Source organism: Exiguobacterium sp. s129 (assembly GCF_018617585.1).
In the GTDB taxonomy this organism is placed as follows: domain Bacteria; phylum Bacillota; class Bacilli; order Exiguobacteriales; family Exiguobacteriaceae; genus Exiguobacterium; species Exiguobacterium aestuarii_A.
In genome coordinates this window covers 1-1,442 of the sequence record NZ_JACSKL010000030.1, presented here as the reverse complement: position 1 = coordinate 1,442, position 1,442 = coordinate 1, and the positions used below count along the sequence as shown (strand labels likewise).

Here is a 1,442-nt window from a genome sequence, read left to right as displayed (position 1 = left end):
TGAACTGCCCCATAAAAGTTGGACACGAAAATCCAACTTTTATGGGGTGTTTTTTATGACCAAATATTCAAAGGCATTGAAAGTCCAGATTGTCGAACGCTATCTGACAAGTAAGGATGGCTACAAAACGTTGGGGAAAGAGTTCGGGGTGAGTCATCATCAGGTACGTATTTGGGTGCTTCTCTACGAACGGTGGGGCGAGACGATCTTCGATCCGTCCTATACAGTCCACTCACAGACGTTTAAACTGAGGGTACTAAAAGACATGGCGGAAAACGGGCTGTCTCTGGTTGATGCGGCCCTGAAGTACAGAATCTCCTCTACCGGGATGATCGCCAAATGGCGATCCGCGTATGAACGGGAGGGACCCGAGGGACTGGTCGCCAAGCCGAAAGGACGTGCCCCGATGCCGAGACGGAAGAAGCAGGAACCCAAAGAGATGACGGAGGTCGAGAAGCTCAAGGAACGGGTCGAGTTCCTCGAGATGGAGAACGCAGCGTTAAAAAAATTGAAAGCCTTGGTTCAAGAAGAGGAAGCGCGACGAACCGGATCAAGGCCCAAGTGATCGACGCGCTAAGGACCACCTATCCTGTGCCGGGGCTCCTCCAGGTGCTCGATATGGCTCGAAGCGTCTATTACTATTGGCGAACGCGCCTGACGGCCGATGACAAGTACGCGGACGTGAAGGAAGCGATCCGGACCCTCTTCCACGAACACGAGGGACGTTGTGGCTATCGGCGCATCCATGCGCTCCTCGAGCGCCAAGGCTTCAGGCACGACCCGAAGACCGTATTGCGTCTCATGGACGAGCTCGGTCTCAAGTGCCTCGTCCGCATGAAGAAATATCGGTCCTACAAAGGAGAGGTCGGAACGATCGCACCGAACCTCCTTGAACGAGATTTCCAGGCCACGGGCCTAAACCAGAAGTGGGTGACCGATGTCACCGAGTTCCATCTTTTCGGGGAGGTACTCTATCTCTCACCGATGATGGACCTGGCAAATCGGGAAATTATCGCCTATTCGATGTCCGATAAGCCCAGGTATCCCTTCATCAGCGAGATGTTGGACCAAGCCATCGCAAGACTCGACAGTGATAGGAGGCCAATCCTCCATTCTGACCAGGGCTGGCAATACCAATTCCGAGCGTTCACGACGAAGCTACGCGAACACGGCATTACCCAAAGTATGTCCCGAAAGGGCAACTGTCTCGACAACGCGGCCATCGAGAGCTTCTTCGCCGTGCTCAAGTCCGAGCTCCTTTACCTTAGAAAGTTTAAGGATATGCCTCATTTCAAACAGGAGCTCGAGCGCTACATCGAGTATTACAATCATCGTCGCATCAAGAAAAGACTAAAAAACCTGAGCCCGGTTGAATACCGGACGCAGGTTCTAAAAGTCGCTTAACAAAATTATTTAGTGTCTAACTTTTTTGGTTCAGTTCA

2 protein-coding genes are annotated in these 1,442 nt (G+C 52.0%); both read left to right on the top strand.

All coding sequences use genetic code 11. From position 1 onward, the window contains the following. Nucleotides 1–565, top strand: a 565-nt coding sequence (locus KNO92_RS15045; protein WP_483297462.1) for a helix-turn-helix domain-containing protein, incomplete at its 5' end; no start/stop codon positions are given. Next, on the top strand, nt 562–1,404 hold the full coding sequence (locus KNO92_RS15040) for an IS3 family transposase (RefSeq protein ID WP_483297461.1): 843 nt from the start codon (nt 562–564) through the stop codon (nt 1,402–1,404). The genes KNO92_RS15045 and KNO92_RS15040, both read left to right, overlap by 4 nt. Nucleotides 1,405–1,442: the final 38 nt, after the last annotated feature.